This window comes from Lysinibacillus sp. Ag94, from assembly GCF_023242215.1.
GTDB lineage: Bacteria > Bacillota > Bacilli > Bacillales_A > Planococcaceae > Lysinibacillus.
The window spans coordinates 1,902,075-1,926,477 of record NZ_CP096780.1 but is presented as its reverse complement, the minus strand read 5'-3'; the positions used below and the strand labels follow the sequence as shown (position 1 = coordinate 1,926,477).

Sequence of the window (24,403 nt, the reverse complement as noted above, 5' to 3'; positions counted from 1 at the left end):
CCGTAACAATCGGGTATAGATTATCGTTATTAGTACATAAAGACCCTACTATAATATTTTGATTAATAACCCCATTTGGTAATTGCGTATATTATTTCTTTTGGGTTCGGATCGTGTTCTAAATAGCCTAGATAGTGAGAAACTAGAACACCATGGCTAAAATCTTGACTAATAATCCAAATAGCATCATTGTTGATATGTTCCCATAGAAGTCTAAAGTTCAATAATGCCCATTTTCCGTCAACAAGAAAGATTGGACAATCATCTATGCCAAAAAACAAGTACACTAATCTATTTTCAATTGTAATTCCTTCCACATAATGAATAACCTCTTGTTCCCAACTAAATTCTTTTCTGAAATCACTATATTTAATCGCAAAATCCACTTTATGTAATTCATAATTCCATTTCTCGTGAACTTTATTTAAAATTTTTTCTAATTCTGGAGAAGTAATCAACTCACTTTTTTCTATAACACTTGAAATATGTTTAGGAAATAAATTCATTAAATTAGTTCTCTGATTTTTTTGTTTGACAACTTTTATTTTTTGCTGCATTAGTCTTTTTCGTTCATCCATAATCTCACCCCAATGCATTTTAGCACTCTTATAAAAAAATTCGTGTGAAAATACCGATTTTCAATAATTCTTGAATTAAATCACCCCAATCATATATTCCCACTTTAGATAAAAAGTGAAATTCAAATTAATTACGATGTTTATAGGCTTCAGCAAAGGCGCTTCTTCCTCTCTACTACAATCCCCAGTATGTAATCGTATCTGCTATGCCTATAATAATCAGCATAACACCCGCCACAATTTGTATCACTCTTCCCATTTTCATACTTGTACGCATAATGAATCTTTTTGCGTCAAAGAAATGAACAAGCCCCAGTATCACTAGTAGTGGTACTGAAGTTGCTATACCAAAAATGGCCGGTAACACTACACCATATGAGGAGGTTACGACTGTTGGCATTAACCACACGAAAAATAGCACAAACATCGTAGGGCAGAAGGCTATGGAAAAACTAGCGCCCAGCAGAAAGGAGCCAATTTTACCTTCTTTTAATACAGTCGGAATATAATTAGGAATTCGATTTAAAAATTTTAATTTTAAAATTCCTATTAGCACGAGTCCTGTTATGAACATGATCGGACCAAGTGCTTTGCGAAAAATAGGAAAATACTTAGTCATCTCAGTTTCAAAGGACTGACCGAAAAGCCAGGCGAAGAAACCTATTAAACTAAATACAACGACTTTCCCTAGAATAAAAAACACAATTTCTTGCCAATTGTTTTTCATTTGCAAAGTCCGACTTCCATAAAAGGTGATAGCACTCATGTTCCCCGTTAATTGACAAGGTGCTAAAGCGCCTATTAATCCAAGAAGAATCGCAATAATGAACGGGGAATGTTCGTAAGAGTTTAAAAAAACTGTAATCGGTCCACTAATGACTTGGCTTATTTTCGAAAATAAACTATACATCTATAAACACCTTCTATTTTAGATAAACTGCTTAACATGCCTCAATATCCTCTCGAAAAAAACATAAAAGAAAAATCCCGTATTAAAAATTAACACAGGATTTTAAGCAAACTGCATTTTAACTACAATTAAACATTAATCCACCTTAATTTGACCCATCATTCCATTATCCTCATGCTCCAGAATATGACAATGGAACATGTAGACGCCCTTATGCTTAAATTGTACAGCTATTTTTACTGTCTCATCTGGTTTTACGGAGATACTGTCCTTCCATCCTTGTTCATTTTCAGGTGGCTTTTTCTCATCGCGTGAGAGTATTTTAAATTGTGCTCCATGAATATGGAATGGATGAATCATCCCACCCATCATATCTGGCTTATTATAAATTTCCCATACCTCAGTAACACCTTGTTTTTGGGTAAAATCAATTCTTTCCGGATCAAATTTCTTGCCATTTATCGTGACCATGTCCATCATCCCAAAGAGTTCCACTTTTTTTGTAACAGGTAAATCCATTTCTTTATCTTCCAATGAAAGATCATTCAAATTTTTAGGGACCATACTCGTTTCTCCACTTTGATCAGTAACTACAAGTGGTAAAAGGACAGATCCATCCTCATTTATTAAAGCTAGGTCATTCACGTTCTGGATTTTTGAAAAGTCAACTACGATTTCTGCCCTTTCGGATGGCGTTAGTGTCATCTCTTTTAAAGAAACGGGTTCATTTAAGAAACCACCATCCGTGGCGATTTGAAGAAAGGAATCCCCAGTACTCAATTTAAACGTATAATTTCTCGCATTTGACCCATTTAATAAGCGAAGACGCACTTTCTCTTTGTTTACAGTTAATTTAGGATTGTACGTTCCATTTATTAATAATGTATCTCCAATCGTGCCGTCCGTGTTCATTGCAGCACTATAATTCAATTGTTTCTTCTCATCAAATGTTCTATCTTGGAAAATCAAAGGAAAATCGTTCTTCCCATAGTCATTTGGCAATCCTAGACTTTTTGAATGATCATCTTCAATGTAAATCAAGCCTGCAAGTCCGTTATATACCTGTTCAGCCGCTCTTCCATGTGGATGAGGATGGAACCATAGCGTCGCCGCTTCCTGATTCACTTTAAATTCGAGGGTTTTTTCTTCGCCTGGTTTAAGAATGCTTTGTGGACCACCATCTTTTTCCCCCGGCACCTCTAGTCCATGCCAATGAAAAGTTGTATCCTCATCCAGTTCATTTATAGTTCTAATCTTTACAGTTTCACCTTTTACAAGACGAATCATCGGGCCGAGAAACGACCCATTATACCCATACGTATTTGTTTGAACACCATCGAATATTTCTGTTTTTCCTTTTTGTGCCCTAACTGTGTATACAACTTCATCTTTTTTATTACGTTTAAGTTCAGCAGGGATTTTTACTTCATTTACTCCTGTCGAATTATTTAAACTAACGACATTACTATGACTCTCATGACCATTCATCATGTCATGATCCATGTCCTTCATATCTTTTGAAGAGTGATCCATACCTTCCATCTTCATCTTGTCATGATCCATGTCCTTCATATCTTTACTATTTCCTTGGCTACAAGCCCCAAGTATGCTCAAACTTGCGATAATACTTGCTACTAATACTATTTTCCTCATATCAACCATTCCTTTCACCATAAGTATATAGAACAGTTGTGTAGGAATTATGTAGAAAGAGGCATTTGTATCCAAAATGTAGTTCCTCTATTTTTTTCACTTTTGACGGAAATTGTACCGCTATGTGCTTCCACAAGTTTTTTGGTAATTGTCATACCAATACCATTGCCAGTATATCGATTTTCCACTCGATAATTTCGCTCAAAGATTTTTTTACTTGTTTCTTCATCCATACCAATTCCATTATCATGTACAAGAATTATATAATCGTCATTTTCTTTAAATAATTTAATTAGTATAATGCCATCTTTTTGCACATGGTACATAGCATTTTTTATAATATTGTGTAGAATTTGATTCAATCTCAAAGCATCTACCTTTGCATGGATTGTTTTGTCTAAATCTAAATCTACCTGAATTTCTTTTTCAAGTAATTCACTTGCCAAGGTAATCACAGACTTTTCAATTACATTAGCAATCGGTTGCTCTTTCATCATGACCTTAAATGTAGGATTATTAATATCATTTAAGGTATCCAATTCTCCAACAAGAAGAATTAGCCTATCAATTTCCTCAACACATGCTTTCAAACGAGCTGGAGTAGCTGTCCAAATCCCATCTTCAAATGCACTTAAATAGCTTTTTATTGAGGCTAATGGATTACGAATTTCATGTGCAAGATCCTGTGTCATTTCTTTACGACGGAGTTCATAAGTGTTTAACGTTTCATCTAGTTTCATCAGTGATCTACCTAATTGACCAATTTGATCATTAATTGTATAGCTGATCTTTAAGTGCCGGTCTCCACGCACTAATCTTAACGCAAAATGATTCAGTTCTTGGATAGGTTTCGTTAATGTTTTTGCAATTAACAAACTAGAAATTAGTATAAAAATAAGCAAAAGGCCTAATGACCACATGGCCGTTTCCCTTAATGCCATATCAAAATGGTGAATTAATTCCTTAGAATCTGTAATATGGAGCATCATCAAATGTTCATGACCTTTATACAGTAATATCCCTGTGATAAATAAAAGTATGCTTGTAGAAAAGATAGCTATAATTAAGGCAATTTTTATATGAAACTTCATTGATTTATAACCTTTTCATTTATTTTGTAGCCCAAACCGAAGACAGTTTGGATGTACTCTTCCTTAACTTTTTTACGGATATTTTTAATATGTTGATCCACAATACGTGAATTCATGTCCGAATCAAAGCTATATATTTTTTGAATAATATCACCCCTGCTAAAAACCTTTTTAGGATTTTCAGCTAGTAATAGTAAAATGCTAAATTCATGTGGTGTGAGCTGAATACTTTGATGATTTACTAATACTTTTCTTTCCTCTTTATGGAGTTCCAACTTTCCTAAAATAATAATTTGGTTTTTATATGAACTGGGTAACAACCTCTCTGCTCTTATTAATATTTCTTTAGGGTGAAATGGTTTAACGACATAGTCATCTGCACCCATTTCAAATCCAATTACTTTATCATCAATAGAGATTTTTGCTGTAAGCATAATCACAGGAATATCGTAATTTGATTTTACATAATGGCAAATGTCTTCACCGGCTATATCAGGTAACATTAAATCTAAAATAATCATATCAAGAGGTACTTGATCAATCATTTGGATTGCGGATTCTCCAGTATGTGCAACATATGTATAATCTCCGTTTTTTTCAAAATAAGATGCCAATACCTCTGTAATCTTTTCTTCATCATCTACGATTAACACTTTCATGTTCCAATTACACCAACTTTATATAAGAATTCATAAAACAAATTTCATACATACTCACAAGCTAATAACCTGTTAATGAATTTTTTAGATTTTGAACTTTAAGTTAGAGAAATCTTTAATTCTTGCTCTATATTAATTATTAACTACATCTTTGTAAATCAGATGACAAAAACATCACGTTGTTCTGCGTCTCTCAAAAATCTCTTTTTTCGCTGCAACAATAAAAGTTCGTAACCATTCTGTTTCCATAGACACGCCTCTCTAGTTTTTTATTCATTATATCGAATTCTATTTACATCTTGAAACATTTTCTACACAACATTAACGCCTTGGCATAATTGCGTCCGTAATTGGCTCAGATGTTTTTTTGCGCGAAAGCGTAGCGGCAGCGGCACAGATGCAGGGCAGATAGCCTTTGTCGCAATGGATGCGAGGATTTAGGCTAACATCCTTTATTAACCCCTTTCCGCCGTGACATCCGCCGGAGACTTTAACTTATGTACACCTGCAAAAAAAGCAGTTGAAGCTCTACAATTTCTTGTATCTTCAACTGCTTTTTATTTTGTCTAATAGTACATGACTAGCTGGACATACCGAGGACGTTTCCCTACTCTTGTAAATCTGTTAATATCACAACATTTGGATGCATTGTTAAAACACTTGCTGGCACATCTTCCGTATAGTCAGAAGCAAGTACATGTTTTAAAACATCACGTTTTGCATCTCCAACAGCGATTAACAAAATGCATTTTGCGCGCATAATGGAGTGAATCCCCATCGTTATGGCTTGCGTCGGAACTTCTTCGATAGAATCAAAGAAGCGTGCATTTGCTTGGCGAGTAGATTGTTCAAGCGTTATCAGATGTGTCAATGAATCAAATGCTGTTCCTGGTTCATTGAAACCGATATGGCCATTTTGTCCAATACCAAGCAATTGGAAATCTAACGGATGCTGTTGTAATAAAGATTCATAGCGTGCAGCTTCCTCTGTAGGGTTATCAGCTAAACCATTCGGCAAATAGGCTTCTTTAAACGCTTTATGACGAAATAAATGTGTAGCCATATAATATGCATAGCTTTGTTCATGTTTAGCACTTAGTCCAACATATTCGTCTAAATTAAAGCTAATACAATCGGAAAAATCAACCTCAGTCTCACAGATTTTAGAATATAGCGGTTCCATTGTACCTCCTGTAGCTAAACCGAACGTTGTAGCACCGTTATTTTTTGCATTCGTTATAATGTCTACTGCACGAGCGTATAATTCATTTCTAGAAGAATAACGTTCTAATTTCAATTCTAGATGCCCCTTTCCTCAAATTCATTAAAGCTCCATTCCTTGTAAATCACATTCTAAAAGTTGTAATCTTCCCTTTTTATTCAAATCCTTGTTTATTACTTTTTAATAGAAATAATATTATTAGAACCAGCTCGTTGGAAACCTGATTTTTCAAGTGTAACTCCTCGTCCAATTAAATTTGTAAATACAATTGGTGTGACGATAGAAGGTACTTTGTCTTTAATGTTCTTTAAGTTTGCTTTTAATAACGGATCACCCCGTTGAATCAACTGCCCCTCTGAAACTATCATTTCAAACCCTTCACCGTTTAGCTTGACAGTATCTAAACCAACATGAATTAGTATTTCTACACCTGTATCGGATTTTAAGCCGATAGCATGCTTCGTTGGAAAAATCATGACTACTCTTCCATCAAACGGTGCATAAACCGTACCATCTGTCGGATGAATGCCAAAACCTGGTCCCATTATACCTGATGAAAAGGCTTCGTCAGGCACTTCAGCTAACGGTATTAAATCACCTGTCATGGGCATTTCAAAATCATCTGAAGAAATTGTTGCTTGTGCTACAGTCTCTTTAATAACAGACGGATCTTGCTGTACAGAAATATGTGCAGGAGTTGGGTTACCTTTTTTCAGGCGATCTTTCATAGCTTCAGCTAAAAATTCGACGGATGTACCGATAATCACTTGTACGTTTGTCTTATTAATTCGCATAACACCTCGCGCACCCGTTTGTTTTAACATTTTTTCATCCACCTGATCCACATTGCCAACAGTCATACGAAGACGGGTTGTGCAGTAGTCAACTTGCTTAATATTAGTTGGTCCACCTAACGCTTCGATTGTTTTGTAAGCTCGAACATCTAAATCGTTAGATAGAGCTGAATCAGCTTCCGTTCCGTCCTCCTCTTCATCCTCACGACCAGGTGTTTTTAAGTCTAATTTCTTGATTAAGAAATAAAAAATAACGAAGTAAATAGCGCCAAAACCTAATCCCAATGGAATTAATAGCAATGGTCTATCTGCTAAACCAAAGTTTAATAAATAGTCAATTAAACCTGCTGAAAAACCGAAACCATCACGGAATCCAATCATATAAGAGATCGCAAGCGAAATACCTGTTAATACAGCATGGATACCATAAAGTACAGGTGATAAGAACATAAAGGTAAATTCAATCGGCTCTGTCACGCCTGTTAAAAATGCTGTTAACGCGATGGATACAAACATACCACCGACTACTGCACGTTTTTCCTTTTTCGCTGCAAAATACATCGCAAGACACGCTGCTGGTAATCCAAACATCATGATTGGGAAGAAACCTGCTTGGAAATGTCCTGCTGTTGGGTCTCCAGCTAAAAAGCGATGGATATCCCCTTTGACCAGTTCGCCTGCAGCATTTGTAAATTCGCCAAAATCAAACCAGATGATTGTATTAATAACATGATGTAGACCGACTGGAATTAATAGACGATTGAAAAAACCATACATTCCAACCCCAAGTGATCCTGCACCAATAAACCAGTTCCCTACTGCATCGATTCCACCTTGAATTGGTCCCCACACTAAAGCTAAAATACTAGCTAAAACCGCCATTGTAATAGACGTTATAATCGGTACAAATCGCCGTCCTCCAAAGAAGGATAACCATTCTGGAAATTTAACATTATAAAATTTGTTATACAGTAAACCTGCTGTAACACCAGCAATAATACCGCCAAATACGCCCATATTTAAGTCTTTATTAACGGCCCCTAAGACTGCGACTAATATAAGATGGGCAATGGCACCTGCTAACGCAGCACCACCACTATTATCGTGCGCAAAGCCTATAGCAATACCGATTGCAAAAATAATGGGTAAATTACCTAAAATAGCATCACCTGAAGCAGCCATAATGCTCGCAATATAATGCACAACGTTATTCGGTACTGCACCAAGCATATCATCAGAGCCTAAACGTAATAGTAATGCAGCTGCTGGTAAAGTAGCGATTGGAAACATTAACGACCTACCAATTTTTTGTAAGAAAGCTAACAATTTTCCGCCCCCCTTTAGGTATAGTTGTCTATACCAATTATTGTACTATCTATTATATTCTTTATCTAGAAAAAAACAACCAATTTTCAGAATTTTCGATTTTTATAGCTTGTATTCAACCTGTATGTATTTTATATTCTAAAAATTGTCTCATCCAGACAAAAAAAGCACCTCCAATTGTTAGTTATATTTCTAACAATTGAGGTGCAGTTCATGAAAGCTAACGCATTTTTATGCTGTTACATCACGTTTCATAAATGTCATATAGCTGATCACAAGGAAAATTACAGCGTAAATCGCAAGAATTGTGAGTGAGAATGGCATTGTCATACCATCTATTATAAAATTGCCTTTTTCATACTGTGTTAAGTCTGAATGTGTTAGCCAAATATATTTAACGATTTTAAATCTGCTTAGGAACATCACAATCATTCCACCTGTAAAAGATAAGAACATCGTTAAGCCAATCGCTAAAGAGCTTGAACGGAAAACTGAGCCCACTAAGAAAGCAAACAAAATTGACATAACAAAGCTTCCGCCAGAAAGTAAGTAGTGATAAGCTAAATCATTCCATACTGCTTTTTCAACAATTTGACCATTGACCATTTCTAGCTCAACACCAGTTGTACCGCCAAATAGTATCAGTCCAACAAGAGCACTTACTACTACATTGACAACAAACAATAAGAGTCCAAATATGAAAGTTGTAAGTAATTTTGACGTTAATATTTTTGCTCGGGAAACCGGACGCGTTAATAGCATTTTAATCGTACCAGTAGAGAATTCACTAGATACAATACTTGCTGCAGTAATAACTGTAAACAATGTCACTAAAGTCAGCATGCCACCTGTCAATGACATAAAACTCTCTACGCTACCATCTACTTGTGACGGCACATTATTGGCTAATCGATACTCCGAAATAGCAATTTGCTCCTCAAAGTATTTTTTATCCTCTACCGATATATTGTCTTCGTTCATAAACTCTTTATTATTATTAATGGCCTGTTGTTCACTTTCCTGCCACGTTATATCTTCTGTTATTTTTGTATCAAAGTATTTCAGCATAATACCTGGACCAATAATAAAGAGGATAACTAGCGCGACCATTACCCAAGTTCCTTTTTTATGCCATAATTTCATCCATTCATTTTGAATTAGCTTCAGCAATTTGGCCACCTCCTGTCATTTCTAAGAATTGATCCTCTAACGTTTTTTGATGCGGTTGTACAGCAAATAATTGAATTCCTTCATTCACAAATTGCATTATTAGTTTCGGTATATCCTCTTTCTTTATTTCCACCACATAACCGTTATTTTCTGTCACAAAGTTGTAATCAAGCTTTTGTAGAAGTGCTGCAGCCTGATCATTTGGTGTAGCTTCAATATAATAAAACGAAGAAGTTTCAACGTTGATATCACGAATATCAATGAGTTTGCCATTTTGTATAACAGCTACTCGATCACACATTAACTCAATTTCGGATAATAAATGACTGGAGACAAAAACAGATACTCCATCCTCCGCCGCGATTTTACGTAAATACATACGAAACTCTCGGATACCTGCTGGATCCAGCCCATTTGTTGGTTCATCTAAAATTAAAAATTTTGGTCGATGAAGCAGTGCCTGTGCAAGTCCTAAACGCTGACGCATCCCTAACGAATACGTTGATACCTTTTCATGAATGCGTTTCTCAAGACCAACTTGTTTAACGACCTCTTCAATACGCTCTTTTGTCACATTTTTATGCATACGCGCAAAGTGCAGTAAGTTTTTATAGCCCGTCATAAATTTATACATTTCCGGATTTTCTACAATTACGCCGACCTTACTAATCGCTTCTTCATAATTGTCCTTTAGGGAAAGACCATCAATAATGACGTTCCCCTCAGTTGGATGCATAAGCCCTGTCATCATACGGATTGTCGTCGTTTTCCCTGCGCCATTCGGTCCTAAAAATCCAGTAATTTGACCTGGATATAAATCGATATTCAATTGCTGAATCAATTGCTTACCACGAATGGTTTTTGAAATATTTTGCAATTGAACAATAGGTTGTGTTGTCATTAATTTCACCCTTTCTTATAAAATGCCTTCATCCATTGCACAGCATCCTTATTCGACATATCTCGAATCGTCTCTACTTCCTCATGTGCAATAATCGAACCATTTTGCAATAAAATGATTTGATCTAAAATAGGCTCTACTTCATATAATTCATGTGTTGATAATAAAATTGTCTGATGTTCAATATCAGTAAATTGAATTAACCCTTTAATGAGCTGTTCACGAACAATAGGATCAAGACCAGAAAATGGCTCATCCATTACATAATAAGGTACTTCTCGCCCAAGAGTTGCGGCCATTTTCATTCGACCACGATTGCCCTTTGATAATTGCCGTAGTTTCACACTTTTATCAACTTGCAAAAACTCCGCAACAATACATGCCTTATCATACGAAAAATCTTCGAATTGAGAAGCATAATGCTGAAAAAGCTGCTCACCTGTGTAAAAATCAAAAAATAAATCAATATCTGGTAAATAAGCAATTTTATCAGCACTTCTACGTGTAACAGGTGTTCCATTTAGCAATACTTCCCCACTTGATGGACGTAATATGCCTGTCAACACTTTTAGTAGTGTCGACTTGCCACTACCATTTTCTCCAACAAGCCCAATGATTTGTCCAACCGGAAAGGAAAATGACACATCCTGAAGAATAGGCTTTTTCATATAACGAAAAGAAACATTCGATAACTGTAGCATTTATTTCACCTCACGATTTATTTTGTAAAACAACAATCATCTCTTCCTTTGAAAATCCAAGTGCTTCAATGGAAGTTAAAAAATGATCTGCTAATTGTGTTTTCATTTCTTCGCGTAAAAGCGCAATTCGCCCTTCTTCAGTTGTAATAAATGTACCTTGACCTCGTTTGGTTTCCGTTATATTCATCGCTTCTAACTCCTTATACACCCGTTGCACAGTATTTACGTTAACACCTGTCTCCACTGCATATTCTCGAACCGAAGGAAGTCGATCCCCAAGCACTAACTTTCCTTTCAGGATGTCCCCACATATCCTATCTACGAGCTGACTATAAATGGGCTTATCACGTGAAAAGTCGATTGTCATCGTAAAACCACCTTTTCAAACCACTTAGTCGCTATGATAAATAGGACGGCTACCAAAATAAAAGTTGCTACTTCATCTACGATATACATGGTGCCCCAACTTAAATTCATTGTTTGTGACTTCGGAAAAAATGGTTCCAGACCCGTTAATGGAATACCTATACGATGGAAAATATTATCATATAATTTACTTTCTGTAAATTTGAACCATAAATTCAAACTAAAGAAAAAGGTAAACATAGTGATAACCACAGAAAAGTTACCAAATAAGTGTTTCATTTGGAGATTAAATGCAAAAAATAGTAGCACTATCACAAACATCATCAATTGGAAAATAACAATAATTGATACAACAAGCATAATCAATAAAAGCATTTGGGCGAAGTTGCCTATAATCTCTTCTTTGATATTGTATATAGCTATACTTACAAAGATAAAATTGAAGATAGCGTATCCTATTAAGGAAAATACAATTTTCACACCTACAAGCTGCGCAATGGAACTAGTTGAATGCAGCCAGATCTCTTTGGTCCTTAAGTCATTACGGATGCTAACTAGATATTGTAATATCGAAAAAAATCCACCTAACAAAAGTACTAATATCGAAAAGAAAAATGGCAGCTGGTTTTCCATCGTAAATTCACCACTAAAACGCCTAATTAAATATGGAACGATTAATGACAGCATAATCCCAATAAAAATGCCACTGAATAGCCACGCCCTATAAAGCAACCATTCCTTTTTCAACAGCCCTGCAAAATTTTTCAACATAAACACCTCGAGTCATAGTGTACTAGTTAAATATTACACTATGACTTTTAAGTTTGCAAGCATTAAATGCAAAAAAAGGAAGAACCTAAAAAAATAGGCTTCTTCCTTCAGTTGTAATGCAATATATGCGTCTTCTGCAATATTGGGGGTGATTTCCCGAGGCGGAAGTGTTCCGGCTTATGTTGGCATTCGCTGCTAAAAGTGTGAGTTGCGCCGCTAACCAAGCAAGGATCGCCACTAAAACTTGGAATTCCGCCGCTAACCAAGCGAGGATCGCCGCTAAAACCCAAAATTCCGCCGCTAACCAGGCAAGGAACAGTCCGCTGAGCTGCTTGGTCGGCAGGAAGTTGATCAAGAAGGCGTTATTACAGGACGCATTCGTTCCCCCCCAGATTCTCATTCAGCCTTTGTTGATCTAACAACTTATATCCCTATTTCCCACATTTTCTCCGTTACTTTCCCTAGTCTGTCATCAATATTCGTTCCGTCAAACTTTGGAAGCTTTAGCTCACTTACGATTTTTCCATCTCGCATAAACAAAACACGCTCTGTCCGCGCCGCTACCTTTACATCATGAGTGACAAGCATTATCGCAGTTCCGCCCTCGTTAATTTCGGAAAAGATGTCCATAATCTCCTGTGCTGATTTTGAGTTAAGAGCACCTGTTGGTTCATCGCCGAAGATGATTTTCGGGTTGTTCAAAAGCGCTCGACAGATCCCTGCTCGCTGTAGCTGCCCTCCCGAAACTTGTGTAATGTCGCGCATTTTAAGCTCCTCTATACCAACTCTCTTCATAAGTGCTCGTGCCTTCTCTGATATTTTTGCAACATTTTTTCTATTCTCGCGCATTAATGGCAGAATAATATTATCTAGAAGATTTAGATTTTTAAGCATCGTTGGCTGCTGAAATACAAAGCCCATTTTAGTTCTACGTACATCTGAAAGTTCAACCTCCCCGATTGACGATAGATTAATGCCATCAAAAATAATCCTTCCGCCGTCAATACTGTCCATGCCGCTTAATGCAAACATTAGCGTTGATTTACCCGAACCAGAGGGTCCCATTATTGCAACAAACTCACCCTCGTTTATGTCAACGGACGCTCCGTCGAGAACATTGCACTTTTCATCACCCTCGCCGAAAGATTTTACAATATGTTCACCGATGATAATCTTCTTCATAAGCTACTCCTTTATATTTTCGGATATTTTTATTTTCCCCGCGCCCGATGTACCAATTATTGTTGTGATTAGTACCGAGCAAACCATCATTAACGGACAAAGCACGTACGCGGAAAGTGGATTGATTGAAAAACTAAACGACGACGCCCCAAACGAGGAGATAACCGCCCCTGCCAGTACTTCTCCGAGTGTATTTGCTAGTAGAGTACCAAGAATAATTCCGATCATTGATACGAATACCGCTCGCGATGCAAACTGTATCGTAATATCCGGGTTTGTAAAACCTAATGCTTTCATAACGGCAATAGAATATCTGTCCTTTGTGACAAGCATTTTCATAAACAACAGTGTTACTAGTACCGTTATTATGAGTGCTATGGCAATTGCAGCAATGGATGCCTTACCTACCGATTTTATAGTCGAGCCGAATGTTTGAGTTACAAATTCATCGATATTGGAAATCTTAGCGAAAGTAAATCTGTCCGCATACTCTGAGACTTTTTCATTAACAAGAGATTTATGTGAAAGCTTCGCGCAGATCACGCTCCACATTATACCTTCCGAATTATCAGTAAAAACAGCCTTTGCCGTTTTTCCGCCGTTCGTAATGTCAGAATAAATGCCACTTACCGTGAGCTTTATGTCCTTCCCCTTCCTCACGACCGTAATGACATCACCGACATTTTTCCTCATTTCATCAGCGTTCAAGGATGAAAGTGCAATTTCGTTTTCAACTACGGGTGCTCTGCCTTCGGTATATTGAATGGGGAATATCGAATGGTCGCCAAGCTCGATTTTTATATTTTCTTCCGAACCGTCTTCCATTTTTGTTTTAAATGTCTTTGTTGTAAGGATGGTATATTTTGAAATGAACCTGTCGTTGTTCATAGATGTTAAAACTTCGGCAGATTTTTTAGAAATATGATCAGTCTGCTGAATATCGATACGAATATCGTAGTTTCCAATACCCATATATTTAATGAAACTTGTTGAGGAAATCGTGTTGTAAAGGTTTTGTGGAACAATTATGATAAATGATGAAATTACAAGTACGGCAAGCATTGTAGCGTAAAGTCTTTTCCTTGCAAGAACATCTTTGATACCGAGAAAAATATTCGTGTTAAGCAACTTATTTCTATGCAGGCAAAAGCGCTTTGTCCCTGCGTTTTTTTCCTGTGAAATGCCAAAACGTATTGCTTCTGCAGCAGATATTTTCCGAAATCGTCTTAGTACTCCGCTTACATAGGCAATTATCGCTAGGAATACAAGCAGAATGCCAATTATTCCTAATACCGCGGCAAACGAAGCGTTTTTGCTTTCGCCCATATAAAGTCGGATATTTTCAAGAAGCAGGTCTTTGAATATTAACGAAAGTGCAAAACCGAGAATACTCCCCGCTGCTGCAATCGCTGTGTACTTCGCAAGATAAATTTTCTTAATGTCAGAAAGACGCAGCCCTAACGCCTTCATAACACCAATTTCACGGTAATCATCCTCGATTTTCGCAAGGAGTGTAAAACGGATGCACAGAAAGGCGATTGCAACGACTAGAACGCTTATAAGAAGGATAACTGCTATCAGCAGCCCATCGGAAATTGCGTTAAGTGTTTTGAAAAGTGGATATGTAATCGTTGGTCCGTTCGCTTCAAGCCCTGCGGAGGCATAAGCAGTTTCAAATTCACTAAGCGCAGATAAATCCTTTAATCTAAACTCAATCAAATATTCCGTACTTCCATTGTCTTTTATTGCCACGTAATCATTCGGGCTAACTAAAAATCTTTTTGAGGAAGACAACATAGAATTCATCTGTGAATCACGAAGGAAGCCCGCCACAGTAAATTTCTTTCCACCGATTACGGCTTTATCACCGACCTTTATATCGATGTCCTTCATATAGTTTATCGGAACATAAAGCTCCCCATCGGATACGTTTATGACGTTTCCATCAAGATCAAGAAGATAATCAAATTTTTCACTCTGTATACTGAAACCATTGTCTTGAACATTATTTACAAGCGAACGATCACCTAAAATAATTTGCCCATTGTCCATATTAAGAAACTCAAGCACTTGAAATTCATCAACATAGTTGTTTTGCTCCGCGAAATTCGTAAGTCGTACAGTATCAATATCCCCCGAGTGCATTTGCATAAAATGCGGCGTTTTCGCTTGATTCATTAGAGAATCGATCGCACCAGAAAGATTGACAATAAGTATCGCCGAAAGGGAAACGAGCATGGCCGCAGCAGCGACAAATATCATTGTTGTCAACGTTATCAGTTTGCTTTTAGCAATGTCATTACGGATTAATCTGAAATACATACGTCACCTCTGTTTTCAAGCTTTTTAACTGACTTCAAATTGAACAGAATGAACGAAGGAACACATAATAAAATGCCAGCGATTATGATGAGTAAGCCCGTTCCTTTACCATAACCTGTACCGGTGTTAGCAGGCAATCCGCCGTCAATTAGCTGCAAGTATACCCGAAAGCGAAGGCAAAAACGCAAGTAAAAATCTAAGCGTCATTGCCGATGCCTTTCCCGTCTGCTGGAAAACATAGATCGCAAGCCCAAACACTGTAAGCCCGCTCCTTATTGCTGAAATTAGCTGCCCTGACCAAAGCAGAAGAATTTTTTTGAAAATATCCTCTGAATCAACCATCGTTGTTTCTATTTTCTTCACCGCCATTGCCAAACATTTTCATCATGTACATAAGACTTCCGCTTTCGACACCGAGTAGTCTTTCTACGTTGAAGACAAAAGCTGGTATACGCGCAGCACGTTCTTCATCGGTTATATCAACCATATCATCATCAAAAACGGTATTCGTATAGGCCACAATCATTTCCATACATTCATACGGATACGGTGTACTGAATAGTCCTTGCTCAATCCCCTCACGGATTATTTCCGTCAGTATTGGGGGAAGACCGTTCATAATAACCTTTTGTATTTTCTGATGCATAAGCGCGTTCTGAGGCTTATGTATATGGTCAATAATTTCCTTGCCGTTTCCATCACTTATGTTTAATGCCATCACAACACGAACAATTCGCTCGTGAACGGCTATGCTCTTATCTGCAGCAATTCGAGTGGCTGCACTTAAAATTTGAGCATTATACCGCTCAATTAGCGCGTCCATAATATCTTCCTTCGACTTGAAGTGATAATACAGCGTTCCTCGTGCAATTCCGACCTTTTTGAGAATATCGTTAGTACTAGTGCCATCAAAGCCCTTCTGACCAAAAAGCTCATCAGCCACATCCAGTATTTCGTTTCTGCGCTCCATCGCTTCTTTTCTCATTTTTAACCCTCCTCATAGACCGACTGTCTGTCGATGAAAATTATAGCATTTTACAATAAATTGTCAATAGGCGGCTGTTCCGATTTTGTAAATATCTAGAGATCAATTATAAATTCATCCATACAAAATTATCCTTTTAACGCATAATAAGTGATAGAATAAAATGTAAAAAGTTAATGTGTTAAGTGAGGTAAACATCATGGCTGAAGTAAAAAAAATCGATTATACAATAGGAAAAAAAATACGTGAAGGCTTACAGGCCGATTGCCAAAGCTGTTTTGGTCTATGTTGCACAGCTTTAAATATTGCTGCTTCTAGCGACTTTGCCATTAGTAAAGCAGCTGGCACACCTTGCCCTAATCTACAATCCAATTTTAGCTGTCAAATTCATAGTACACTTAGAGATCAAGGGTTTAAAGGATGTACAGTTTTTGATTGTTTAGGGGCAGGGCAAAAAGTGTCACAAACAACTTTCCATGGACAAGACTGGCGACAACACCCTGAAATTTCAGAGAAAATGTTTCGTGTTTTTCCGATTATGGAACAACTGTATGAAATGATTGCCTACGTCGCAGAGGCATTATCGTATACGGTCGATTCATTCCTATTTAACAAGCTACATAGACAATTAGAACAGCTACAGCGTGCAACTGAGCTAGAAGCAGATGCAATACTAGCAATAGATATTCCTAATTTCCGACTGCCGGTGAATGTTTTACTGTTAGAAACAAGTGAGCAAATTCGCCAAAGCTTTATCGAAAAAATTAATGGAAAAAGCGCTCGAAAGTATGACTATCGTGGAGTTGATTGGATTGGAAAGAATTTAAAGGGCAAGGATTTAAGAGCAACTGATCTTAGAGGAGCTTATTTAATTGCCGCTAACCTACAAAATGCAGATTTAAAAGGTGTTGATTTTATAGGTGCGGATTTACGTGACGCCAATTTATGCGGCGCAGACCTTTCTAGCAGTATGTTTTTAACCCAAATGCAAATAAATTCAGCACAGGGCAATCAACAAACAAAATTACCCTCCCACCTAAAACGTCCGTCACATTGGCATAACTAACTTCTGAAAGAGGGGAAGTCAGCAATCCCCCCTCAAAAATTGAGAAAAAACACTATATTGTTTGCTGAAAGCTGGATGGTATCTAAAATAGATTGATTAAAATTAATCACCGCTTTGACTGTTCAAAGAGATGCAATGCAACATATGAAGATGTCGAAGCGCTCCTGGAAATGAGAGAACAACATAACAAAAGGACTTTCGTATATGAGTTATAATACGCATAAGTCCCCTAGATTGTGGAAGCAAAAATTCATAAAAAAATTGTAACCAATGATTAAACAATCCCTACTCTAGTAAAGCCACATTTATAGATTATTAATTACCAATACATTTAAAACCCAACCAAGAATTGAAATGATAATAATACTCCAAGCATTTTTCTTACGCTGTATTACACCTACAATTCCCATAATCACCCCTAGTAATGGTGAAAATAGAATACCTATAATATATGCAAAAATATTGTAGGTATTATAACTGTAGGTTTCATTACTTTCATTACCGTGTTTTTCACTAACCATCTTCATTCCCCCGTCTACTTTAGGCCAACTTGATGTTGGTCACTGAGTCATGTGTTGATGTTCATAAAACCCTATTGTGCTGTTGCTTGGCTTTAGTACAGATAAAACCTATTATTGCTGGTGCTTTGCTTTCGAGCAGATAAAATCTATTGTTGCTGGTGCTTTGCTTTCGAGCAGATAAAATCTATTGTTGCTGTTGCTTCGCTTTGACACAGATAAATTGCCTCTAAGTTCCTCTATATCAGTGGAGGCTTTGACATCCGCCAAAAGAGATCCAACTTTGAGTTAGCTCTCGTAGTAATTTTATGTAGCCTATTCGAATTAAAACGCAAATAAGTTACTCCTTCTTCCATTTATAGGGAATATTTGCCCAATCGTAAAATATATTAAAAAGGAAATATAAAATTGAAGTTCCAATAATTTGCCCCCATTGAATGTCATCACGAAATACCATTGAATGATAATAAATAGTATGAAAAAAATTAGCGAATAGTGTATATTTTGGTTCATCACCAAAAGTTGTGGATGACTTTAGTTTAAACGTCTACTATGTAAATAGTTGATTGGAGTGGAGACTGGGCGACTCCTCGGGGATCAGCGTCACAGATGAGACCCTGCAGCGCAGCGAAGCGGCTCATCGGACGCCCCCAGGAAGCTCTGCTCTGCGCGAAAGCGAAGCGTCAGCGGCAAAGCGCCCAGTCGGAACGGAAATCAACCACACATTTTGGTGTCGATCCTATACTTTTCTTTATATCTTTTACCATATCCATCCTCCCCATACAATAGTACCCTTTTCTACTTGTTCAGGAAAGGCAACAATACAATTAATTACATAAAGTCGTAAAGTTGTATTGTAAAAATGAGCCTATTTATTTTCCTTTTGTAACGATGCAGTAAATTATATCAACGTCCAATTTACAAAAAAATAAACCTTTGTTTAGTGCTCATATAGATTCATTTTTTTATTGAAAAGCAAAAAGGCAGATGAAAATAAATTCATCTGCCCCTCCTATTTATTTTTGTTTCTTTTTATAAATGACCGTAGCTACAACAAGTAAAAGTAAAATCGCTTGTCCAATCATTGTTTCTACTGTTGGATAAAAACCAATGAAGCTCATAACTGGCAAGCCATCTACAATTGTTGTTGAGACTGTATCTCTTAGCTGCAGTGTATGCAGACTGACACCAATTATTTTAAACGCCAATACATAGATTAACACTGTTGCCACTGCGAAAAATTTATGAATTGGAATTTTTCCACTTGCTTTCAGTAACACAACTGCAAAAATAGTTAATAATATAAGTGCTACTACGATACCTAGCACAAATTGAGATGTCTCCATTTTAGGTGCAATCCCCGCATAAAAGACAAGTGTTTCTGCCCCTTCACGGAAAACGGATAAGAAGCTAATTACTGCCATCGCAAACACCGAGCCACTTGAGATGGCATTGCCCATTTGTTTGGAGATATAGCGATTCCAGCTTGTCACGCTTGATTTACTATGGAGCCAAATACCAACGCCAATCATCATCGCTGCTGCTAGTAATCCAATATAACCTTCCATCAGCTCTCGACTTGTATCAATTGTCGCAGATTGGAAAAGTGTCGACATTAAAACAGCTGCTATCGCTGATACGAAGATGCCTACTAATGCGCCAACATATATCCATTTGCGCATTGTTTTTTGTCCAGATTTCTCTAAGAACGATACTAATGCCATAATAATAAGCAGTGCCTCTAAGCCCTCTCGCAGTAAGATTAATGATGCATCCCACAGAGTATAATCCGAGTCACCTTGAATCAGTTCAATTTCAGTGCGGAAAGTATCAAGCTTACTTTGAACTGCTTTGGTATCGACGTTAGACTTTAATAAGTCACTAACGAGGATCGGCATATCACTTTCAATTTTTGTATAAAGGCTGCCGTTACGTGTGGAAATACCAATTTCTACACTTGGCCATATTTTAATGAACTCTCGAATTTTATCAGATGCAGCCTTGTAATCACCTGCATCGATAAAATCGTTTGCCTCATCAATATAAGCGACTAGTGTTGCTAAAGAATACTCACCTTCAACAACTTCCGCCGTATCATTACCTGCTACAAAATCCTCGATTGTTTGTTTTAATTCTGCATATTGAGATTGCATTAAGGCTACATCTGGCTTTTCCGAAGCAAGTGAGATTCGGATAAAGGCCATCTGTGTTTCAATTTGTCCGTACATCGCAATACTTTGCTCACGTACAGGACGTTCTATTTTCTTCCATTTCGTATTAAAATCCTTATATGCTGCGTCGATTTTAGTTAAATCACCACTTGCTAAGGCATCTTCAAATGCTTTCATGTTAGGTTTAAATTTTGTGCCAAATTCTGCTCGCTGCGCAGCTTCATCTACAGGATTCTCAAGCTTTTCTAAAGCACGTAAGGCATTTGACAAGTCAGACAATGCCTTTAAACGCTCTTCTTTGGAAGTAGCTTTAACTGCTTGCGCAAGAATTTCATCTACTTTTACTTTTGCGTCCTTTTGCTCAGACGTGACCGATGCCCAGTCTGTGGCAAATTGTTCAAGTGCATGTTCTGCCTCGGCTTCTTTGTCCTGCTTCGTATTCATTAGCGCATCACTAATAGAAATGTACAAATGACTATATGATTGCGCTGCCTGCACTGGTACTGCAAGTGCCAATAACAAGCAAAGTACTAAACTACAGCGCGTTAAAAAGTGCTTCACCTATATAACTCCCCTTTGATACACCAGGGAAGCAAGCAAACACTGCGCTGCCTCGATGGGTAATGTACTCATTCAATTTATCCATTCGCCCTAAGCTATTTTGGACTGTTGTAAACTGGGCTGGGTCTTTTTGATAAGATATAAATAATAGTCCGGCATCATGCGTACCCGTATTCGTCATAACTCCAGATGCATAAGAGTATGAACGACGTAAAATACGTGCACCCGATTTACGTGCCAAGTGCACATGTGAAGTATCTGGCATAATATATTCACCATTACTATCCTTCGCCTCTACATCGAAATCATCAAATTCTTTCTTTTTACCAATAGGTGCACCACTATCGCGATAACGACCAAATGTTGCTTCCTGATCTTTTAAAGATGTACGATCCCATGTTTCAAGATGCATCTGTATTTTACGAGCTACTAAATAAGAGCCACCTTTTAGCCAACCTTTATCGACCCATACTACTTTATTTAAATCTTTTTCATCGGTACTCGATGGATTTACCGTACCATCCTTGAAAGCAAATAAATTTCTAGGTGAGCCTCCGCCAGCTGGGAATGAGTTAAATCCTGCCTGTGACCATTTAATTTCTACCTTACCAGAAGCTGCACGAACTAAATTACGTACAGCGTGGAATGCCACTTGTGGATCATCCGCACATGCTTGAATACAAAGATCCCCACCAGTAAATTCTTTTTGTAATTGATCCTTCGGGAAATGAGGTAAGTCTTTTAATTCCTCAGGCTTCAAATGCTGGATACCAAGTTTATCAAACAAAGAAGGTCCTACACCTATTGTAATCGATAAGTTTGAAGCATCTAAGCCATCCGCTTCACCCGTATCTCCTGTCGGCACTCTAGTATTTGTTGTTAAATCTACCATTAATTCACCATTCATTAAACGTACAACAAGAGGTGTCCATTGTTTGAACAACTCTTGTAGTTCTTTCTTTGATGTAAATAAAACATCCAAAGAAGCAAAATATATATTTGTCTGAACAGGTGTAATAATGCCAGATTGATGTTTTCCATAGAAATCAACTTTGTTAACTGCTGTCGTGCTGTCTGCAACAGGCTCAAACACATCATAGCCCATTACTTTCATAACACCACCTAAGCCAGAAGCACCGATTGCTACACCAGCTACTCCCATACCTGTTAACTTTAACATGTCACGTCTAGATATTTTTTTATTGATCCATTTTTCATCATTTGACACTGTCATTTATTATCACTCCAAAATAATACCCATTTGGCTTAATGGTTCTCCAAGTTGATTTACGGCTGCTGCAAGTGCTTTTGTGTTTTCTTCAGTTAATTCTTCATAAGAAACATACCCGCCATTAGCCGTTGCATGCTTGGCCAATAAATCATCTACTGCTTTGAACTTTTCATCCAATGTTACTACTAAGTCTTTGTCTTTCGCTTCTAATTTCGGACGTAGGATTTCAAAGATTTTTTCTGCACCTTCAATGTTGGCTTTAAAGTCATATAGGTCTGTGTGAGAATAGATTTCTTCTTCACCAGTGATTTTAGATGTTGATACTTCATTTAATAAATCAACCGCACCTGTAATCATTAAATCTGGTGATACTTCTACAGTTTGAACTAAAGCGTGTAATTCTTTAGCGTCTGCTAGTAATTGATTTGCAATTGCCTCGTAGCCTGCAGTTTTATTTTCTACCCAAAGCGCATGTTCAAGCTTATGATAACCTGACCATTCTTCTTCGCCCTTACCTTCTTCTTTAATATCAGCTAAACGACCGTCAATACGTGGATCCAGGTCGCCAAAGCTCTCAGCGATTGGCTCTGAGCGCTCGAAATACATACGTGCTGGTGCATAGGCAGCTTTTGCTTTTTCAATGTCACCGGCTTTAAATGCGTTCACAAATTTTTCTGTTTCTAGTAAGAATTGATCCATTTGCTCTAAGGCAAATTTTTGATAGGCAGCAGTTTCAACGGATAAATCAACTTTTGTACCTTTTTCTACTTGCTCTGTTGCAGGCTTATCTTCTTTTTTAGCTTCATCTGTATTGCCACAGCCAGTCATAAGAATGCCCCCTGCAACTAATACTGACAATAATGATGTTTTTTTCATGCTAAGTACCTACTTCCGAAATAGTTTATATAAGAATGATAATGATTATCATCCTCGATTGCAAGAAGTATTTTTAATTAAAGAAAAAAACATCATTATCTAGGTGATAATAATGTTTTTTCTTCAATATAAGATTCTAAACTATGAAATTTTTGCTTGTTTTACATTTTCACTTTTTCCATATAAAAAATAATAAAGGACAATTGAAACTAAAATAACGAATACCATCGCAAAGAAAATAGCACTGTACCCCGAAGTCGGAACGAAGAATCCTAAGAAATAAGGACCAACACCTAAACCTAAATCATATAAAATAAAATATGTCGATGTCGCAAGTCCTAAACGTTCATTTGGTGTAACTTTAATAGCGATTGCTTGCGCTACTGAATTGAAATTGCCATAGCCAATTCCTATGCAAGCAGCAGCTAGTAAAAAGACAATACTACTTGTCGCCGAACTAAAAGCGTACATACCGACTGCAAAAATGACTAGACATGGATAAATTACAATGTTCGCACCTCTAGTATCAAGTAATTTCCCTGTAAATGGACGTGTCGCTAAAATGACAATTGCATAAATAATAAAGAAATAACTTCCCGCTGTTACCAAATCAAGCTCTTTCGCATAAAACGTCATAAATGACATAACCCCTGAATAGGCAAAGCCAATAACGAGCGCCACAAAAGCAATTGGCACAGCACGCATTTCGATAAAATTGGATAGCTTAAATCCTGTTTTCTCAGCCATTTCTTTTGCCTTCTTCGGTGCATCTGGAATGGTTACGATAAAATACATCAAAAAGCAAACAATAGCTAATACGGAATCAACAGCAAAAATCATCCGGTAATCTGCAAACAGCTGTGTTAAAAGAATACCTACAAAAGGTCCTATAGCCGTTGCTAAAATAGCACTTAAGCTATAATAACCGATACCTTCCCCTCGTCGCTCAGGCGGTAAAATTTGGGCAATAATTGTTCCTGTCGCCGTACTAGCCACCCCAAGTGCAATCCCTTGTACTAAACGATTAAGCATAAGAAAGGGCAAATTCGTCGCGATAAAATAAGACATCGTTGATAGCATAAACAATAATAATCCACAAAATAGTGTTTTTTTGCTACCCCAATCCCCAATGATACGTCCAGTCCCGAGACGACCAAATAATGTACCAATAATAAAAATACTCGATACAAGCCCTGCGGTACTAGTTGAAGCCCCAAAATGCTCAACCGCATAGCCTGCAATTGTTACCATCAATAAAAAAAATATTAAGGTAATGGTAAAGTTAATGACTGAGACGATTAAAAAGTCCTTCGTCCAAAGTTTTTGTCTAGATGCTTCCACTTTTTTTC

General features: G+C 37.2%; 21 protein-coding genes. 1 reads left to right on the top strand and 20 read right to left on the bottom strand.

The window, feature by feature from the left end:
• Positions 1-62: 62 nt before the first annotated feature.
• From MY533_RS08705 to MY533_RS08630, 15 genes are all read right to left on the bottom strand, one after another.
• Positions 63-578: a hypothetical protein gene (locus MY533_RS08705; RefSeq protein ID WP_248718781.1), complete on the bottom strand. Its 516-nt coding sequence runs from the start codon at positions 576-578 to the stop codon at positions 63-65.
• A gap of 175 nt (positions 579-753) precedes the next feature.
• Positions 754-1,488, bottom strand: a complete 735-nt coding sequence (locus MY533_RS08700) for an urease accessory protein UreH domain-containing protein (RefSeq protein WP_248718780.1) — start codon at positions 1,486-1,488, stop codon at positions 754-756.
• Between the two features lie 135 nt (positions 1,489-1,623).
• Entirely contained in the window at positions 1,624-3,141 is a 1,518-nt protein-coding gene (locus tag MY533_RS08695) for a multicopper oxidase family protein (RefSeq protein ID WP_248718779.1), read from the bottom strand.
• A gap of 47 nt (positions 3,142-3,188) precedes the next feature.
• The gene (locus MY533_RS08690) at positions 3,189-4,232 is read right to left on the bottom strand and encodes a sensor histidine kinase (RefSeq protein WP_248718778.1); all 1,044 of its coding nucleotides are present in this window, start codon (positions 4,230-4,232) and stop codon (positions 3,189-3,191) included.
• Positions 4,229-4,891 carry a response regulator transcription factor gene (locus MY533_RS08685; protein WP_248718777.1) on the bottom strand — a complete coding sequence of 221 codons (663 nt, stop codon included), beginning with the start codon at positions 4,889-4,891 and terminating at the stop codon, positions 4,229-4,231. The genes MY533_RS08690 and MY533_RS08685 overlap by 4 nt, the downstream gene beginning before the upstream one ends.
• A gap of 607 nt (positions 4,892-5,498) precedes the next feature.
• Entirely contained in the window at positions 5,499-6,188 is a 690-nt protein-coding gene (locus MY533_RS08680) for a glucosamine-6-phosphate deaminase (RefSeq protein WP_248718776.1), read from the bottom strand.
• A 98-nt stretch (positions 6,189-6,286) separates the two neighbouring features.
• Positions 6,287-8,233: an N-acetylglucosamine-specific PTS transporter subunit IIBC gene (gene nagE, locus MY533_RS08675; protein ID WP_248718775.1), complete on the bottom strand. Its 1,947-nt coding sequence runs from the start codon at positions 8,231-8,233 to the stop codon at positions 6,287-6,289.
• 231 nt (positions 8,234-8,464) lie between these two features.
• A complete protein-coding gene (locus MY533_RS08670; protein WP_248718774.1) occupies positions 8,465-9,412 on the bottom strand; it encodes an ABC transporter permease in 948 nt (315 codons plus the stop codon).
• Positions 9,381-10,304, bottom strand: a complete 924-nt coding sequence (locus MY533_RS08665) for an ABC transporter ATP-binding protein (protein ID WP_132362899.1) — start codon at positions 10,302-10,304, stop codon at positions 9,381-9,383. Before MY533_RS08665 ends, MY533_RS08670 begins: the two co-directional genes overlap by 32 nt.
• A 5-nt stretch (positions 10,305-10,309) precedes the next feature.
• Positions 10,310-11,005, bottom strand: a complete 696-nt coding sequence (locus MY533_RS08660) for an ATP-binding cassette domain-containing protein (protein WP_132362901.1) — start codon at positions 11,003-11,005, stop codon at positions 10,310-10,312.
• A gap of 10 nt (positions 11,006-11,015) precedes the next feature.
• Positions 11,016-11,372, bottom strand: a complete 357-nt coding sequence (locus MY533_RS08655; RefSeq protein WP_248718773.1) for a GntR family transcriptional regulator — start codon at positions 11,370-11,372, stop codon at positions 11,016-11,018.
• Entirely contained in the window at positions 11,369-12,142 is a 774-nt protein-coding gene (locus MY533_RS08650) for a hypothetical protein (protein WP_248718772.1), read from the bottom strand. Before MY533_RS08650 ends, MY533_RS08655 begins: the two co-directional genes overlap by 4 nt.
• Before the next feature lie 423 nt (positions 12,143-12,565).
• A complete protein-coding gene (locus tag MY533_RS08645) occupies positions 12,566-13,324 on the bottom strand; it encodes an ABC transporter ATP-binding protein (protein WP_248718771.1) in 759 nt (252 codons plus the stop codon).
• Between the two features lie 3 nt (positions 13,325-13,327).
• Positions 13,328-15,646 (bottom strand): ABC transporter permease, encoded by a 2,319-nt coding sequence (locus MY533_RS08640; protein ID WP_248718770.1) that lies wholly within the window; start codon positions 15,644-15,646, stop codon positions 13,328-13,330.
• Between the two features lie 334 nt (positions 15,647-15,980).
• Positions 15,981-16,631, bottom strand: a complete 651-nt coding sequence (locus tag MY533_RS08630; RefSeq protein WP_248718769.1) for a TetR/AcrR family transcriptional regulator — start codon at positions 16,629-16,631, stop codon at positions 15,981-15,983.
• 199 nt (positions 16,632-16,830) lie between these two features.
• Between MY533_RS08630 and MY533_RS08625 the strand changes: the two genes are divergently transcribed.
• The gene (locus MY533_RS08625; protein WP_248718768.1) at positions 16,831-17,697 is read left to right on the top strand and encodes a pentapeptide repeat-containing protein; all 867 of its coding nucleotides are present in this window, start codon (positions 16,831-16,833) and stop codon (positions 17,695-17,697) included.
• Between the two features lie 305 nt (positions 17,698-18,002).
• On the opposite strand, the gene MY533_RS08620 is transcribed toward MY533_RS08625, so the two are convergent.
• The 5 genes from MY533_RS08620 to MY533_RS08600 form a co-directional block, all read right to left on the bottom strand.
• Complete coding sequence (locus tag MY533_RS08620; protein WP_248718767.1) at positions 18,003-18,218, bottom strand: hypothetical protein; 216 nt, start codon at positions 18,216-18,218, stop codon at positions 18,003-18,005.
• Between the two features lie 1,013 nt (positions 18,219-19,231).
• A complete protein-coding gene (locus MY533_RS08615; protein WP_248718766.1) occupies positions 19,232-20,947 on the bottom strand; it encodes an FTR1 family iron permease in 1,716 nt (571 codons plus the stop codon).
• On the bottom strand, positions 20,922-22,181 hold the full coding sequence (efeB, locus tag MY533_RS08610) for an iron uptake transporter deferrochelatase/peroxidase subunit (protein WP_248718765.1): 1,260 nt from the start codon (positions 22,179-22,181) through the stop codon (positions 20,922-20,924). Before efeB ends, MY533_RS08615 begins: the two co-directional genes overlap by 26 nt.
• A gap of 6 nt (positions 22,182-22,187) precedes the next feature.
• Entirely contained in the window at positions 22,188-23,054 is an 867-nt protein-coding gene (efeO, locus tag MY533_RS08605) for an iron uptake system protein EfeO (RefSeq protein WP_248718764.1), read from the bottom strand.
• Between the two features lie 141 nt (positions 23,055-23,195).
• The gene (locus MY533_RS08600) at positions 23,196-24,395 is read right to left on the bottom strand and encodes an MFS transporter (RefSeq protein WP_248718763.1); all 1,200 of its coding nucleotides are present in this window, start codon (positions 24,393-24,395) and stop codon (positions 23,196-23,198) included.
• Positions 24,396-24,403: the final 8 nt, after the last annotated feature.

Bases quoted from the DNA above. Each gene is read 5' to 3' on its own strand.
- efeB (WP_248718765.1), bottom strand. From the start codon at position 22,181: ATGACAGTGTCAAATGATGAAAAATGGATCAATAAAAAAATATCTAGA.
- MY533_RS08620 (WP_248718767.1), bottom strand. From the start codon at position 18,218: ATGGTTAGTGAAAAACACGGTAATGAAAGTAATGAAACCTACAGTTAT.
- MY533_RS08685 (WP_248718777.1), bottom strand. From the start codon at position 4,891: ATGAAAGTGTTAATCGTAGATGATGAAGAAAAGATTACAGAGGTATTG.
- MY533_RS08695 (WP_248718779.1), bottom strand. From the start codon at position 3,141: ATGAGGAAAATAGTATTAGTAGCAAGTATTATCGCAAGTTTGAGCATA.
- MY533_RS08630 (WP_248718769.1), bottom strand. From the start codon at position 16,631: ATGAGAAAAGAAGCGATGGAGCGCAGAAACGAAATACTGGATGTGGCT.
- efeO (WP_248718764.1), bottom strand. From the start codon at position 23,054: ATGAAAAAAACATCATTATTGTCAGTATTAGTTGCAGGGGGCATTCTT.
- MY533_RS08645 (WP_248718771.1), bottom strand. From the start codon at position 13,324: ATGAAGAAGATTATCATCGGTGAACATATTGTAAAATCTTTCGGCGAG.
- MY533_RS08625 (WP_248718768.1), top strand. From the start codon at position 16,831: ATGGCTGAAGTAAAAAAAATCGATTATACAATAGGAAAAAAAATACGT.
- MY533_RS08660 (WP_132362901.1), bottom strand. From the start codon at position 11,005: ATGCTACAGTTATCGAATGTTTCTTTTCGTTATATGAAAAAGCCTATT.
- MY533_RS08640 (WP_248718770.1), bottom strand. From the start codon at position 15,646: ATGTATTTCAGATTAATCCGTAATGACATTGCTAAAAGCAAACTGATA.
- MY533_RS08650 (WP_248718772.1), bottom strand. From the start codon at position 12,142: ATGTTGAAAAATTTTGCAGGGCTGTTGAAAAAGGAATGGTTGCTTTAT.
- MY533_RS08655 (WP_248718773.1), bottom strand. From the start codon at position 11,372: ATGACAATCGACTTTTCACGTGATAAGCCCATTTATAGTCAGCTCGTA.
- MY533_RS08705 (WP_248718781.1), bottom strand. From the start codon at position 578: ATGGATGAACGAAAAAGACTAATGCAGCAAAAAATAAAAGTTGTCAAA.
- MY533_RS08665 (WP_132362899.1), bottom strand. From the start codon at position 10,304: ATGACAACACAACCTATTGTTCAATTGCAAAATATTTCAAAAACCATT.
- MY533_RS08700 (WP_248718780.1), bottom strand. From the start codon at position 1,488: ATGTATAGTTTATTTTCGAAAATAAGCCAAGTCATTAGTGGACCGATT.
- MY533_RS08690 (WP_248718778.1), bottom strand. From the start codon at position 4,232: ATGAAGTTTCATATAAAAATTGCCTTAATTATAGCTATCTTTTCTACA.